12 protein-coding genes are annotated in these 14,968 nt (G+C 59.5%); 7 read left to right on the top strand and 5 right to left on the bottom strand.

Annotated features, from left to right (window positions below; all coding sequences use genetic code 11):
• Nucleotides 1–125: 125 nt before the first annotated feature.
• Nucleotides 126–1,184 (top strand): glycosyltransferase family 2 protein, encoded by a 1,059-nt coding sequence (locus WC811_RS16555; protein WP_372646422.1) that lies wholly within the window; start codon nucleotides 126–128, stop codon nucleotides 1,182–1,184.
• Nucleotides 1,185–1,251: 67 nt separating this feature from the next.
• Here the strand turns inward: WC811_RS16555 and WC811_RS16550 are convergent, their stop codons facing one another.
• Nucleotides 1,252–2,082, bottom strand: coding sequence for a sulfotransferase (locus tag WC811_RS16550; protein WP_372646421.1), 831 nt, complete (start codon nucleotides 2,080–2,082; stop codon nucleotides 1,252–1,254).
• Nucleotides 2,083–2,405: 323 nt separating this feature from the next.
• On the opposite strand from WC811_RS16550, the gene WC811_RS16545 reads away from it, so the two are divergent.
• From WC811_RS16545 to WC811_RS16520, 6 genes are all read left to right on the top strand, one after another.
• Nucleotides 2,406–3,089, top strand: a complete 684-nt coding sequence (locus WC811_RS16545; RefSeq protein ID WP_372646420.1) for a class I SAM-dependent methyltransferase — start codon at nucleotides 2,406–2,408, stop codon at nucleotides 3,087–3,089.
• A 245-nt stretch (nucleotides 3,090–3,334) separates the two neighbouring features.
• Nucleotides 3,335–4,549, top strand: coding sequence for a saccharopine dehydrogenase family protein (locus WC811_RS16540; RefSeq protein ID WP_372646419.1), 1,215 nt, complete (start codon nucleotides 3,335–3,337; stop codon nucleotides 4,547–4,549).
• Nucleotides 4,549–4,986 carry a hypothetical protein gene (locus WC811_RS16535; protein ID WP_372646418.1) on the top strand — a complete coding sequence of 146 codons (438 nt, stop codon included), beginning with the start codon at nucleotides 4,549–4,551 and terminating at the stop codon, nucleotides 4,984–4,986. The genes WC811_RS16540 and WC811_RS16535 overlap by 1 nt, the downstream gene beginning before the upstream one ends.
• A gap of 32 nt (nucleotides 4,987–5,018) precedes the next feature.
• Nucleotides 5,019–6,188, top strand: a complete 1,170-nt coding sequence (gene nspC / locus WC811_RS16530) for a carboxynorspermidine decarboxylase (protein ID WP_372646417.1) — start codon at nucleotides 5,019–5,021, stop codon at nucleotides 6,186–6,188.
• A gap of 77 nt (nucleotides 6,189–6,265) precedes the next feature.
• On the top strand, nucleotides 6,266–8,923 hold the full coding sequence (gene pepN, locus WC811_RS16525) for an aminopeptidase N (RefSeq protein WP_372646416.1): 2,658 nt from the start codon (nucleotides 6,266–6,268) through the stop codon (nucleotides 8,921–8,923).
• 205 nt (nucleotides 8,924–9,128) lie between these two features.
• Entirely contained in the window at nucleotides 9,129–10,175 is a 1,047-nt protein-coding gene (locus WC811_RS16520; protein ID WP_372646415.1) for a sensor histidine kinase, read from the top strand.
• Between the two features lie 18 nt (nucleotides 10,176–10,193).
• Here WC811_RS16520 and WC811_RS16515 read toward each other — a convergent pair whose 3' ends face one another.
• From WC811_RS16515 to WC811_RS16500, 4 genes are read right to left on the bottom strand one after another with little or no spacing between them, the layout of a single operon-like run.
• Nucleotides 10,194–10,727, bottom strand: a complete 534-nt coding sequence (locus WC811_RS16515; RefSeq protein ID WP_372646414.1) for a periplasmic heavy metal sensor — start codon at nucleotides 10,725–10,727, stop codon at nucleotides 10,194–10,196.
• Nucleotides 10,724–11,236, bottom strand: coding sequence for a hypothetical protein (locus tag WC811_RS16510; RefSeq protein WP_372646413.1), 513 nt, complete (start codon nucleotides 11,234–11,236; stop codon nucleotides 10,724–10,726). The genes WC811_RS16515 and WC811_RS16510 overlap by 4 nt, the downstream gene beginning before the upstream one ends.
• A 20-nt stretch (nucleotides 11,237–11,256) precedes the next feature.
• Nucleotides 11,257–11,982, bottom strand: a complete 726-nt coding sequence (locus WC811_RS16505) for a sigma-70 family RNA polymerase sigma factor (RefSeq protein WP_372646412.1) — start codon at nucleotides 11,980–11,982, stop codon at nucleotides 11,257–11,259.
• 26 nt (nucleotides 11,983–12,008) lie between these two features.
• Complete coding sequence (locus WC811_RS16500) at nucleotides 12,009–14,966, bottom strand: bifunctional [glutamine synthetase] adenylyltransferase/[glutamine synthetase]-adenylyl-L-tyrosine phosphorylase (protein ID WP_372646411.1); 2,958 nt, start codon at nucleotides 14,964–14,966, stop codon at nucleotides 12,009–12,011.
• Nucleotides 14,967–14,968: the final 2 nt, after the last annotated feature.

Raw genomic sequence — 14,968 nt, 5'->3', positions numbered from 1 at the left:
GCGAATGGAGCGTCGTCCTCAACTTATGGCATCCGCCTTTTGACATAGGCTATTCGGATGTGCATCCAATACGGTCAGAGGTCGTATTGCGCACGAATCTGAGGATGTCTCGGATGCTCCGGGAAGTGAAAAAGGCAAACGTCGATTGTTCCGTTCCGATCATTTCCATAGTGAAGAATGAGATTTTCTTTCTCCCGGCCTTTTTCGAACACTACAGAGGTCTTGGAGCAAAGCATTTTGTCATTCTCGACGATCGCTCGGATGACGGAACAACTGAATACTTGATGTCGCAAGACGATTGTACGGTCGTGAACAGCGACCTCACCTACGGTCAGTACATCGACGGAAAAAAAGCAGACGTTTTGTGGCGAACGGAACTTCCACAAAAGTACTGCCACGGCCGTTGGGGCGTGCTCGTCGACGCCGACGAATTTCTGGAGTTGCCGCCGGGGTTCGAGCAACTCGAGGCTTTCACCCACATTCTAGACGGCAAGAACATCGATACGGTCGGCGCGGTGATGGTCGATTTCTACCCGGATAAGGCGATCGATCTGCAACAGCGGGAAGCGCCCCGAAGCAAATCGGATTTGCTGACACGATATCCCTACTTCGACGACTGTCATTACGGTTCCTGGATCGACGGGTGCAATGAGTTTCGGCGTGCTTATGGTGGCGTGCGGCAGCGATTGATGCAGGAGCATCAGATCGCGTTATACGGGCAGAAACGCGCGTCGGCGTTTCGCGCGATTAAATCCGGTGTGCGGAAGCTGATTGGAACTGAGAAGCAAAAGTCTTTTTGTGCGCTTTACAAGGTTCCGCTCATCCGATGGGATGAAAGTTGTTTCCATATAAATTCTCATAAAACCAACCGGGCTCCCGCCGACGGCATTCAACTGCCGCTTATGCATTTCAAATTCACCGGCAGTCTTCTGCAAAAAATCGACTTCGCGATCGAGAGCGGAGGCTACGATCGTCAAAGTTCCGACTATCGCGCATATCGGGATTTGCTCGGCGTCATGATGCAGCGCGACGCCTCTCTTCTGGGTCGAAACTCGCGCAAGTATTCGAGCAAGCAAGACTTTATTTCCAACGGCATCCTGAAATTCGACGTCGGCGGCGGAGAACTTTTGAAAGACCACCGCACGAACTGGCCATGGGCGGCCCAAAGCGATCGCGTCGCATAAAGACGCCGATCGGCTTCGAACGACGAGGCTGGCTCGAATGGTCCGAGCCGCAAGCAGCGCATCCCAATCAGTCGAGACTGATATCGTAGCCAAAGCGGCTCGATACCCAATCGAGCGTTTCGCCGAGTTGGGGCTTGATCGATTTCAGATATGCGACCTTGTCCGGATCTTTTTTGTATTTGTGAAGCGACTGCTTATCGATGCCGCGCAGTCCGTGCATCGCCGACTTTGCTTCGCCCGACGGACGAAAGACCGTCGCCAGGTCTTCGACGGACGTTCCGACCTCGAGACCGAGTTCGTCACCAAGCTTACGCTGGACACGTTCGGCATCGTTCACCATGTCCTCATAGCGAACGATGCAAATACCTTTTCTGCCACTCTCCAGAGCGGCTCGCAACGCCGCCATCTCGCCGAGCCAGCGCTGGACGTCAACGTGATAGGTCTGGGCGCTTGTCGGGTTATGGCTTGTCAGCACGTCGTAGGGATGGCGGATTGCATAGGCGATTTTGATACGTTCCGGAATTTGCGAGAGCCCCTCGAACGAGACGTTGTTTCGTTTAAGAACCAGGTTTTTTCCCGTGGTCGTCAACTGCGCGAACAATTCGATCGGCACTTCCTTAGCGACGACGCAGGTGTCGTTGAACGTCGACATCAGTCCCGTCAAAAGCCAGGTGCCCGAACGGCCGCAGCCCATAACGAATATCCGCTCGATCGGGCGTTCATCATCGATCCGTTCGAGACGGGCTTCGAGGGCGCCATTCTCGGCGAAACTCGCAACATCTCGCTTCTTCAGCCTAACGCTCAGCGGTTGCAGCCGCGCATTGCCCGAGGTGTGGAACTTTATCGCGCCAAATCGCTGTAACCCCCAGGCGAACAGCGCGGTGGATAAAGCCGCCATTTCTCCTCCGTTGATCGGAATTCTTTACCGTCAATCAGGACTTTAGAAACATGGCGATGATCGGGCGGGGCGGCCCGCGGCGGGGGCTTAGCCGCCGATTTCGGCATCAAAGATCAGCAAGACGGCCTAGGTCATCCGGACGGATGCCGGCGGTTGGGCGATTGCCGTAAGTCAACGGGCTACTTCGGCGTGTCGGGGTGTCGGGGCACCGGCACCGGCGGCGGCAGCGGCAGCCGCAGCCGCAGCCGCAGCCGCAGCCGAAAGTCGCTGCTCGGTCTGCGCTCGTCCATCTCACTCGGCAATTCTCGAAGGAATATTCCGTCATGGGGACAAGCGCATTCGGTGGAACGCTGAAGCGCATCTTTGGCGCCAGGGCCATCGCCGGTAAATACACCAGTCTCCAACTCGACGACGACGCCATCGCGCGGGGCGACTACAAGCTTCACCTCGGCGGCGGCAGTGAAGGCTGGGACGCGCGCGGCCTTTTTCAGCTTCATCTGCTTCGCGCGCGCGGTCTCGAACCCTCGTCGACGCTCCTCGACATCGGCTGCGGTCCGCTGCGTGCCGGGGTGCATTTCATTCGCTATCTCGATGCCGGTAATTACCAAGGGTTCGATTACAACGCGTCGTTCGTCACTGCCGGGCAACGGCTCATTGCTGAGCATGGCTTAGCCGACAAACGGCCGTCGGTCGCCATGCTTGCCGATTTTGATTTTCGGGGTGTCGAACGCCGGTTCGATTACGGGCTGGCGTTTTCGGTCCTCAATCATTGCAACGAGGCGCAGCGAAAGCTGTTCTTCGCCAATATTGGGAGATGTCTGGCGCCCGGAGCCAAGCTTTTCATTTCGCATGCCCGCTGGCTCAAGGAGCCCGATCTCGCTTCTGCCCGACTCTCGATACTGAACCGCTTTGACGCGGCGGACCTTGATCTCTCCAATTATGGATGGCCGGCGCCGGAGCAGCGTTCTGTCTGTCCGATTTACGAGCTTGTGAAACGTTCAGACTGACGTTCGCCGTTCCAGGGCTTCCCAGCCTCACCCTGCTGGGCGGCTTCGGAGGTGAAAGCCCCTCTCGAATAACTGTCACAATTCTCTTTTTGGGCAATTTATACGGTGTTCCGGCGCGTCTGCACGGGCAACCGTTCGGAACTATTGAATTAATTGCGCTTCTGCCCTATTTCCCGCCCCCAGCGCAGACTTTCAAGCGCTTGCTGGAGCCGGTATGACCGGCGTTTCAACTCTGGGAGCGGCCGTTGGACAACGTACTCATCATCGGGGCAGGCGCTGCGGGTTCGGTCGTCGCGAAGAAATGCGCGATGAACCGCGATGTCTTCAAGAAGATACATCTCGCGTCGCGCCGTCTCGAAAGCTGCAAGAAGGTCCAGGCCGAATGCAAGACGCCGATCGAGATTCATCAGCTCGACGCCGACATTGTCGCTGACACGGTCAAGCTGTTGAACGAAATCAAACCTGATCTCGTCATCAACATGGCGCTCCCCTATCAAGATCTGGCGATCATGGACGCCTGCCTCGAAGCGGGCGTCAATTACATGGACACTGCCAACTACGAACCGCGCGAAGAGGCCAAGTTCACCTACAAATACCAGTGGCCCTACCACGACAAGTTCAAGGCGAAGGGGCTGATGGCGGTACTCGGCTGCGGCTTCGATCCCGGGGTCACGAACATTTTCTGCGCCTACGCGCAGGAAAACCTCTTTGATGAGATCCACACGATCGACATCGTTGACTGCAACGCGGGCAGCCACGGCAAGGCGTTCGCCACCAATTTCAACCCGGAGATCAATCTCCGGGAAGTGACGCAGCGCGGCAAATACTGGAAAGACGGCGAGTGGATTGAGATCGATGCGCTGTCGATCTCGACGATTGTCGATTATCCCGAAGTCGGGCCGGTCAAATCCTACCTCATCTATCATGAGGAAGAGGAAAGCCTGGTCGAGAACATCAAGGGCCTGAAGCAGATCCGCTTCTGGATGACCTTCTCCGACAACTACATCAAGCACCTCGACGTGCTGCAGAACATCGGGATGACCCGGATCGATCCCGTCATGTACAAGGGCACGCCCGTCATCCCGATGGAGTTCCTGAAATCGGTTCTGCCCGAGCCGTCGTCGCTGGCCGAGAACTACACCGGCAAGACGTCGATCGGCGTCGTCCTTAAGGGCGAGAAGAAGGGCAAGAAGAAACGATACATGATCTGGAACGTCTGCGACCACGCCGAGACGAACAAGGAAGTGGGCGCACAGGCCGTATCCTACACGACCGGCGTTCCGCCCGTCGTCGGCGCGATCATGATGTTCAAGGGCATCTGGAAGGGTAAGGGCGTGTTCAACGTCGAGCAACTGCCGCCTGAGCCGTTCCTTGAAGAACTTGCCGAGCAGGGCTTGCCCTGGCACGCCAAGGAAATCGACAAAGCCGACCAGAAGAAGTTGTTCGCGGTCGAAACCTGATGAGCGAAGCCGAGATCCTTTCGATCCGCAACGAATTGACGGCCCTCGTGGTCTCGGTCGTTTCGGTCAGTTTCGGGATGATCTCGGCTTACATCGCCGGGCTTTGGTTGTTCCTTCGCGAGGCGCCGATTTCGCTTCGGCTGCTCGCGTTCGCCCTTCTGTCGTGCGGCTTAGCGTTCATGGGCGCGCTGACGTGGGGGCTCAACGATCTACTCGTCGGCACAGACCGGGCATGGTCGAAGCTCGTCAATCCGGCGAGCGAGATTTCGGGTTTCGGAAACGGACGACCCGTGTGGCTTCATGGCTTCACGCTCTATGAGGCATCGGTGTTCCTTGGAAGTTTGGCATTCGGAGCCATATACGTTTCGCTTGCCTACCTTACCTTCATCTACAAATGGCCCGGCGCGACTGCCGGATCTGTTCGCATCTCGCCATAAGGCGCTTTTCCTCATTTGATCGGTGGCTGGAAGTGTCCGACCTCACCAAGTTGAAACTGCAGTCTTTTGATTGGGCGCAATCTATCGCAACGCCTGCGTATGTGCTCGACGTCGCGGCCTTGAAACGTAACCTCGCGCGTGCCGCCGAGATCAAGCGGGAAGCCGGGTGCAAAGTTCTACTTGCGACCAAGGCGTTCGCCATGCCCGCCGCCTTCCCGATTATCCGCGAAGTGCTCGACGGCACGACGGCCAGCGGCGAATACGAAGCGCGCCTCGGTCACGACGAATTCGGCAAGGAAGTCCACGTTTATTCCCCGGCCTATGCGCCCGGCGAAGTCGAGCGGCTGACGAAGCTCGCCCAGCACATCTATTTCAACTCGCCGCAGCAGATCGTCGAAAATCTTGCCGTCATCCGTAAACATCCGGGGCTCAAGATCGGCATCCGGATCAACCCGGGGTACTCGAACGCCACGCTCGGCGGCGCGCTCTATGATCCGTGCGCGCCGTTCTCGCGCTTCGGCGCGACGCGTGACATGCTGGACAGTGTGCCGTGGGACGAGGTCGACATCCTGCATACTCATGCGCTGTGCGAGTCGGGTGACGAAGGCTCGGTCGGGCTTATCGAACACGTGGCGCGCGAGTTCGGCGACTACGTCCGCCGGGTGAAAGTCGTCAACTTCGGCGGCGGCCATTTCATCAACAAGCCGGGCTACGATATCTCCAAGCTGATCGCAGCCATCACGGCGTTCAAAACGGAGTTCAAGGTGGACGTCGTTCTGGAACCGGGCGCGGGCCTCGTCGTGGACACCGGTTATCTCGTCGGGTCCGTTCTCGGCCTGCATCACAATGACAAAAACATCGCCATTCTGGATGCTTCGGCCTCGACGCACATGCCGGACGTTCTGGAGGTTCCCTACACGCCAAAGGTCATCGGCGCGGCCGAGCCCGGCGAGAAGCCACACGGCTACATCCTCGGTGGCAAGACCTGCATGACTGGCGATATCATCGGCGAGTACTCATTCGACAAGCCATTGAATGTGGGCGATCGCATCATTTTTACCGATATGATGCAATATTCGTTCGTCAAGAATAACACCTTCAACGGCGTTCCCCTGCCCGACTTGGCCATTCTCGACGAGGACGGCAAAATTAAAGTCATTCGGTCATTTGGCTACGATGATTTCCGGCACCGTTTGGGATAAAATCTTGGGGGTTGCCTGAGAGAGGGAATGCTTGGATCATCCCCGGGAAGCGCCTATGACGTTCGCAGCGGGGTGCCATGAAAGCAGAAAATCCCAAGCCGGTTCTTCTCGCCGACTACAGTCCTCCGGAATTCCTGATCGATACCGTTCATCTCGATATCGCGCTTGCGCCGGCGAAGACGCGTGTCGCGTCGAAACTTGAGATCCGGCGCAATCCCGCTTCGCAGACGCCCGGTAAGGTGCCGTTGAAGCTCGACGGCGAGCTGCTCAAACTCGAAAGCGTGGCGCTGGACGGTAAGAAGCTTAAGCCCTCATCGTATCGCGTTGGCGAGACGAGCCTTACAATTCTGGCGCCACCAAAGGGGCCGTTCACCCTCGAGGTGGTGACGAGCATAAACCCCAAAGCCAACACGGCGTTGCAGGGCATTTATCTTTCACGAGACGTTTATTGCTCGCAGTGCGAGGCGCAGGGCTTTCGGCGCATCACGTATTTTCTCGACCGGCCCGATGTTCTCGCGAAGTATTCCGTCCGGCTCGAAGCCGACGTCAAGACGGCCCCAATTCTCCTGGCGAACGGCAACCCGGTCGAGCGGGGCACGCTAGCCGGCAGCGAGCGCCATTATGCGGTCTGGGACGATCCGCATCCCAAGCCATCGTATCTCTTTGCCGTCGTCGGCGGAGATCTCTCATCCATCGCGTCCACGTTCACGACGCGGTCCGGTCGCGAGGTGGATCTTCGGATCTATGTCGAGCACGGCAAGGAATCGCGTGCGCACTGGGCCATGGAGTCTCTCAGGCGGGCGATGCGGTGGGATGAAACCCGCTTCGGCCGAGAATACGATCTCGACGTCTTCAATATCGTTGCCGTCTCCGACTTCAACATGGGGGCGATGGAGAACAAGGGCCTCAACATCTTCAACGATCGCCTCATTCTCGCCTCGCCTGACACCGCGACGGACGGGAACTATGAGTCGATCGAGAGCGTCGTCGCGCACGAATACTTCCACAACTGGACTGGCAACCGCATCACCTGCCGCGACTGGTTCCAGCTTTGCCTGAAGGAAGGTCTGACCGTCTTCCGCGATCAGGAGTTCTCGGCTGATCAGCGCAGCGCCACCGTGCAACGCATCGGCGATGTGCGGCAGTTGAAGGCGTTGCAATTTCCCGAGGATCAAGGACCGCTCGCGCATCCGGTCCGACCCGAGAGCTATGTCGAGATCAACAACTTCTACACGCCGACCGTCTACGAGAAGGGCGCGGAAGTCGTCCGCATGATCGAAACGATGCTCGGCCCGGACAAGTTTCGGATCGGAATGGACCTCTATTTCGAACGCCACGACGGCCAAGCGGTCACGATCGAAGATTTCATCGCCTGCTTTGCGGACGCGAGCGGGGAAGATTTTTCGCAGTTCCACCGCTGGTATTCGCAAGCCGGCACGCCCGAGCTGGTCTGCAATCTTACCTATGACAAGCGGCGAAAATCCGCCGAGCTGACCGTGCATCAGGTTTTGAAGCCATCGCCCGGCAAGGTGAAGAAGCAGCCCTATTTCATTCCGATCAGCATGGCGCTGCTCGGCGAGAACGGCAAAGAGATGGACCTCGACGTCGAGGGCGGCGTTAAAATCCGCGACGGCGTGATGGCGGTCACGGAGCGGACGACGAGCTTCAAGTTCAAGGGCGTCACCTCGCGACCGGTGCCGTCGCTGCTCCGGGGCTTTTCGGCTCCCGTCATGATCAACATGCCGCTGTCGGATCATGATCTGGCGTTCCTGATGCACCACGACAGCGATCTCTTCAATCGCTGGCAGGCAAGCTATGCTTACGCGACGCGGAGCATCCTGACGCTGCTTGAAGCGAAGCGGCCGAAGACCGTCATCGGGTCCAAGGCCATGAAGCTCGCTGAAGCTTTGCACTATGCCCTGGGCGATTCCGCGCTCGATGACGCCTACAAAGCCGAACTTTTAAAGTTGCCGTCCGTTGCCGATGTCGCGCGCGAGAAAGCGACGAAGGTCGACCACGCCGCAATCTTCGGCGAGCATCGGGCTTTCAGCCGCACGATCGGCGAGAAGCTGACGGAAGATCTCGAAGCGCTCTACGCGAATGCATCGCGCGAGAAGAAGTTTTCACCCGATGCCAAGAGTTCCGGGCGTCGGGCCTTGCGCAACGCCGCACTGACACTGCTGACGACGCGCGAGACGAAAGAAGACTTCGCCCGGCTCGAAGCGCACTATCGCAAAGCGTCGAACATGACGGATGCATGCCACGCGATGTTCCTCATCGCGGGCGTCGATGCTCCAGGCCGCTCGGGCGTCCTCGATGATTTCTTCGAGCGCTGGAAGGGCGATCACCTCGTCATCGACATGTGGTTTGCCGCACAGGCGCAATCGCCGCGACCGCAGGCGCTCGATGAGGTGAAAGCGCTCTGCCGGCATCCATTGTTCAAGATCACGACGCCGAACAAGGTGCGTGCACTGATCGGCACCTTCGCCTTGAGCAATCCGCTGCAGTTCAATCGCGCCGACGGTGAAGGCTACGAGTTCCTTGCGGACAAGACGCTTGAGATCGATCCTCTCAATCCTCAGGTAGCGGCACGGATGCTCGGGGCGTTTCGCAGCTATCGTGCGCTCGAACCCAAGCGCAAAAGTCTCGCCAAGGCGGCGCTTAAGCGGGTCGCCGCAGCACCAAGACTTTCGCGGGATTGCCTTGAGATGGTCACGCGGATGCTCGACGACTAAGGAGTATCCGGAGCATTTCGGCCACACCCGTCATGCGATTTGCTTAAGTCGTCGAAACAGCGACAAAATTGATTCTAAAGCGATTTTTTCTCCCTCGACAGGTGAGTCGCAAATCGGCGAATGTCGAATCATGCTTGGAGACATGATCGTCTCCGGCCTGGTGGGGCGGGGCACTTAGATCAAAATTCAGCAGGGGAATTTGAGGATGGCTCGGACTTGGTCCGTTCCTCAACGGGGAAACATTGCCGCAATCAGCGGCCTCGTATCTCAACAGAACGGGCCGCTGCTGGAGCTTTCCGGCGGCCGCGGCTTCGGGCATCGAGGCTTGTTTCTTCTGCTCGCGGCGGTGCTGACAGCGGCCGGCGCCATCATTCCGCACCTCGATTCCGAATTGCTTTCAACCGTACTCTTCATGGCTGGCGCGGGGCTGGCAGCCCTCGTCGTCGTGTTGCCGTGGCACTTGCTCGCCCGAAACGATGCCGTCGCTACCCGCGACCGCCGCCAGTCGGACATTCGGACCGCCATCGGCACCGACATGACGCGCCAATTACGCTTCCCCGAACTGCTCGCGGTTGGACCGGGGCAGCCCGGCATGGACCGCGCGGCATGGGGCAAACTTACTGCACACATGAGCCATGAACTCCGGACACCGTTGAATGCCGTGCTCGGCTTCTCGGAAATGATGACGAACGAAGTTTTCGGCCCGCTCGGATCGGGCTACAGCGCCTATGCCCGCGACATCCACGCGAGCGGACGCATTCTTTTGAAGTCGACCGAAGACGCCCTTGCCATCACGGCGCTGTTGACGGCGCCGGAGCGCAAGCGCGCCCGCGAAACCAGCCGTATCAAGCGCGTGATTGACGAAGCCTACGCCTTCGCGGCCCCGGACCTCGCGGCACAATTGATCGCGGTCGAGATCGACGCCGGCCTCGATGCCGAGATCGTTGGCGACCATCAGGCGATGCGCCAAATGCTTATCAATCTGATCGCAGAGGCCGTTCGAAACGCGGCGACCGGCGCGGTGCTGCGGATCGAAACGAGAGCAACCGCCGATGCCGTCACGCTTGCCGTTGTCCTACTCACCGATGGTCGTTGTGTAGGTTCGGATGAGGGTTTCGGAATGATCCTAGCCCGGACGTTCTGCGAGCTTTCGGGCGCCGAGCTGACGACGAATGCCGGCAGCGGCGGAGTATGGACGTCATCCGTGCGGCTGTTGCGCGCCGCTCAGGCTGACTTATTCGCTGCCGCCTGATAAGTCGGCCGGACTTGCTCAGTCCGTCAGAGGTCTGTTGTCTTTGTCTTGCGTCTGGTCTTTGTCATCGTGCTTGCCGAGGAATTTGGCTCGCCGTTCCACCCGCCAAGCTTGCAGTAACTTCCGCTCATCGGGCGTCAGCATTTCGGCGGTGTTCGCCACCATATTGTAAATACTGGCCCTGTAGCTCGCTTCGAGGTCCTTGAGCTGCTGGAGCGCCGCTGAAAACTTGGCCTTGTCGAACGGTTCATCCGTCAACATCGCATTGGCATTCAACCACGCCTGCCGCATGCTCGCCCGCAATTGCTTCATGGAATCGCGCGCCGCGACCACTTCCTGCCGGATCGCTTCCTGCCGGTCGGAGGGAAGATTGGCGACAAAACCCAGGAGACCGAGGCCCTTCGGTCTATCGATTTCTTCCTGGTGATGATGCCAAGCCGCTGCTGCGAAGCCACCAACAAACAACAGGTTGATCGCCAGCGATGCGATGAATCCGAGATAAAGGAACCGCGAGCGATTACGCGGCGCCGAATGATTGACCTCAGCCGTCACAGCAAATCCTCATCCAATAGCCCGTCAGCATCGTCGGTCTGGGCCAGCTGCCTGTTGACGGTAGAAGAACTTACACCATCATCGCCGAGAAGAACGTCAGCAGTCGAATTGAACATATTTAATTGACCGGCAAATATACCGAGCACGAGTGAGGCCGCGAGGGCAGTGGCCGCGACGCCGTGATGACGGCGAAGCGACGTCCACACGGAGCTGCTGCCGGATGTCGCGCGAGCATGACTGACAGCAAGTCGTGGCTGGCGTTCCGCTGCTGCCGCGATACGGTTGCTCAATAAGTCTAAGCGCCCAGCGTCGTACTGCGGCGCGCTGTCCAGCAGCCGATCGAAGGCTTCAGCATCTTGCAGCATCTTCTGTGCGTCAAGATTGCCGGCGATCAATCCCGACAACGTGAGACGCAACGGCGCCGGCCATCGCGTACGGTCTGCACCGTACGTATCGAGGGCTGCCTCCAGTTTATCGAGCCCTACCGGGCCTAAACTATTGCGTGACATCGTCTGCCGTCTCCCGAACTTCAGAGTTCGCTGTCATTGCGCAGCGACTCCCATTCCGATTTCAAATCTGCCTTCAACTGCCGCCGTGCCCGGCTCAGCAGCGACTCGACTGCTTCGTCGGATATTCCCATTGCCTGACCGATCTCAATCTGACTCAGCCCCTCGAAGTGAAAGAGGGTGAGCGCCAGCCGCTGCCGGTCGGGCAGTCTCTGCATCGCCGTTTCAACCCGGCGCTGCGTATCCTGGCTCTCGAGGTTGGCGAGCTGCTTCGCCGGCTCGGGGACCTCTGGCAATTCTTCAACCACCATCACACGGCCCTGCCCGCGCACCCGGTCGAGGCACAGGTTCGAAACCACGCGACGCAACCACGGTCGGATTCCCGCAGGACCGATTTCGAGCGTTCCGCTTGAACGCCAGAGCCGCAAGAACGCTTCCTGCGCCACGTCTTCTGCCTCCGCGTCGTCCCGCAGCATACGGCGCGCCACGGAGACAATGCTGCCGAGATGGCGTGCCATCAGCAAGCGGAACGCATTGCCGTCGCCGCTGCCAACAGCGGCTACGAGCACTGCCTCGTCGGCTCGGCTCTCGGCCACCGGTCGCGGTGCGGCCGGGCTGCCATCGGTCCTCGTCGCCGCCACTAATCCCCTCGACATCTGTTCGCCTGCCTTGCGCTCCAACGCCTCGGATGCCGCCGCCCGAAGGCGGTTTTCCGTGTCGGTTATCGCAAGAACGGTCCAGCCTGCCACAATCCGTCGCCGGTGCGCAAAGGCGCCTAAACGATCAGACGGTTAAAGGCTTCCAGAACGTCCGCAAGCGTCTGTTTCAGTTTTGTTTCCAGGTCTTCAAATGAAGTTGTATCGCCCGATCGAACCAGGAGCGATTTCAGTCCTTTTGGCGCCGACGCAGGGTCGAATGGCCCCTCGATGGTCAGCCGGAGCACCTGCGTCAGATCGTGCAACAACCGACCGGCATCCGCCAGCCGGCGGTAGTCATCGTCAGGAATGAGGCCCGCGGAGGCGGCCGCTGCGAGGGACGCGATGGAGGTCTGGCTCAGGATAGCCGGATGCTCGGCTGCATGGACGAGTTGCAGATATTGCACGATGAATTCGAGGTCGACGAGGCCGCCCCGCACCTGCTTCAAATCCCAAATGTCGGCGGACGCTTTTTCGGCTTCGATGCGACGGCGCATATCGAGGACGTCGGCCGCGATTTTCGTTCGGTCGCGCTTCGCTGTCAGGACTTTACGGATCTCGGCTTCGACACGACCCGACAGATCCCGTGATCCGGCGATGACGCGAGCCCGAGTCAGGGCCATGTGTTCCCAAGTCCAGGCTTCGGTGGCTTGATAGCTCGTGAAGCTCGACAGGCGCGTCGCGACCGGCCCCTTCTGGCCTGATGGCCGAAGGCGCATATCGACATCGTACAAAGCGCCCTCCGCCGTTCGCGCCGATATGGCGTTGATGAGGCGCTGCGTCAGGCGCATGTAATAATGCGGAGGGGCCAGCGGCTTCGCGCCATCCGATTGCTCAACTGTGGGATCAAAATCATAGATCACGATGAGGTCGACATCGGAGGCTGCAGTCATTTCGCGGCCGCCAAGCTTGCCCATCGCGACGACGACGGCGACACCGCCGGGCACGGTGCCGTGATCGTCCTGCATCTCGCGGGTCACCTCGTTCAGCAGGGCCGCGATGAGGCGCTGAGCAATGGTCGCGTAAGCGACGCCTGCTTCCATCGCCGATATACTTCCGGTCAGAATTCTTATGCCGACAAGAAAGGCCTGCTCGCTCCCGATCCTTCGCGCGGTATCGAGAATATCCTGCATCGGGTCGCCGAAACTTGCCGCGCGGGCCGCGTCGAAGGCCTTGAGCAACACATCGTCGATTGCCGCGCCGTTGAAATCGCCGCCCAGGACCTGAGGGTCCAGGACTGCATCCAGCAATCGGCGGCGACGGGAGAGGATATGCGCCAAACGTGGCGCCGATCCCATGATATCAGCGAACAGACGGATCAATCCCGGCTGCGCCTTGAGCAGCGAGAAAAGTTGCACGCCAGACGGCAACTCCGCCAGGAAGCGATCGAAACTTGCGATTGCGCCGTCGGGATCGACCGTGTCAGCCAAAGCCTCGATCAGCAACGGCTGAACTTCCGTCAGCCGTTCTCTTGCGCGCGGCGACCTTACGACCGGCGCGCGGCCATGGTGCCAGCCACGGACGATGGCCAGGACTTGCGCCGGTTGCGAGTAACCGAGCTGCTTCAGTTCTTCGAGCGTTCGCGGATCGTCCTTGGCCCCCGCGAAGACGAGATTGGCGCCGGCAGGCGTGAGGTGATGGGGCGCTTCCTCGAAAAGACCATCGTAGTGCTTCTCGACCGTCTCCAAGACGGGCATCAAATGAGCGGCAAGCCCGGGCACGTCGGCATATCCCGCAAACTGTGCGAAGGCGGCGAGCGCCGCTGGATCGGATGGCACCTCGTGGGTTTGCTCGTCGGCGACCATTTGCAGGCGGTGCTCTAAGCGGCGGAGATAGCGATAGGCGTCGTCGAGTTCGGCGCGGACGTCGGCTTTCACCCAGCCTCGGTTTTCGAGGGCCGCCAACGCGTCGAGCGTCGCGCACACGCGCAAATCGGGTTGGCGTCCGCCCGCGATCAGCTGTTGAGTCTGGGCGAAAAACTCGATCTCGCGAATGCCGCCGCGACCAAGCTTCAGATTCTGTCCGGCGACGGAAATCGGGCCGATTTCCTTATGCGTATGGATCTGCCGCTTCATAGCGTGGATATCGGCGATGGCGGCAAAATCCAGATACTTGCGCCAAATGAACGGCGACAGCTCGGACAGGAATTCGGCGCCTGCTTCGAGATCTCCGGCGATGGGCCGGGCCTTGATCATCGCCGCGCGTTCCCAATTCTGGCCGACCGTCTCGTAGTAACCATGCGCCGCGACGGTCGAGAGTGCGATCTGAGTGGCACCCGCATCGGGACGAAGTCGCAAGTCGGTACGGAAAACGTAGCCGTCGGACGTGCGTTCATCCAGCAGAAGCACGAGGTCGCGTGTCAGCCGGACGAAGAACGACTGCACGTCGCCATCGCCTACTAGCCGCGACTTTTCGCGGTCGAAGAAAATCGTCAGGTCGATGTCGCTCGAATAATTCAGCTCGAAAGCGCCGAGCTTTCCCATCGCGAGCACGAAGTATCCGGACTCCATCTCCGGGCTTTCGGCTTCGGCCGGCTGCCACTGGCCTCGCGCCGACGCCATCCGAAACAGGAATCGAACGGCCGTTCCGACTGCGGTGTCGGCGCAATCCGACAGCGTTTGCGTGACGGTCATGACGGGCCAGACGCCGGCGAGATCAGCGAGCGCGGTCAAAAGCGCGACTTCCGACTTGTAGATGCGGAGCGCGCGCTTGGCCGCAACCATATCCGCGGCGTCGCGCATTGCGGCCTTCAACTCGTCGGTCAGAGTCGAAAACCGTTCGCCCGGAGGTTCTCCGAGGATCCGAGCGAGGCGCGCGTAGTCTCGGTTCGCGAGCGTCGTGAGATAGGGTGAGCCCTCGAAAATGCCTGTCAGTAGATTTTCGACCTTGGCATCGTTCAGAAGCTCGGCGAGCCGTGGATGCTCGGTCTTTACCTCAGACTTAAGGGCCGCGAAACGCTCGCCGCCGCGCCCACCGAGTGATGAGCGAGGCCACTCGGCGATGCGGGCCGCGAAGCTTGGAGAGACAGGCTGATCCATGC

It is taken from the genome of Hyphomicrobium sp. (genome assembly GCF_041659645.1).
In the GTDB taxonomy this organism is placed as follows: Bacteria; Pseudomonadota; Alphaproteobacteria; order Rhizobiales; family Hyphomicrobiaceae; genus Hyphomicrobium_B.
Note: the sequence above shows the minus strand (reverse complement) of the source record. Positions and strands in the feature narration are given on the sequence as shown.